A 213-nucleotide genomic window follows, 5' to 3' on the forward strand; every position below is an offset into this window, starting at 1 on the left:
TGGAATACCTGCGTGGCGTGCGCAATCCGATCGCGATCAAGGTCGGCCCGTCGGTGCAGCCGGACCAGCTGCTGCGCCTGATCGATGTGCTCAACCCCGATGACGAACCGGGCCGCCTGAGCTTCATCCACCGCATGGGCGCGGCTCAGATCGCCGAGAAGCTGCCGCCGCTGTTGAATGCGGTCAAGCGCGATGGCCGGCGCGTGCTGTGGG

Annotated in this window: 1 protein-coding gene; it reads left to right on the plus strand. The window is 67.1% G+C overall.

What is annotated here, in order from left to right; all coding sequences use genetic code 11:
- A partial coding sequence (locus tag RRF55_RS29170; RefSeq protein ID WP_439419475.1) for a 3-deoxy-7-phosphoheptulonate synthase occupies positions 1-213 on the plus strand: 213 nt, incomplete at both ends.

It is taken from the genome of Klebsiella sp. K47 (assembly GCF_051858335.1).
In the GTDB taxonomy this organism is placed as follows: domain Bacteria; phylum Pseudomonadota; class Gammaproteobacteria; order Enterobacterales; family Enterobacteriaceae; genus Klebsiella; species Klebsiella pneumoniae.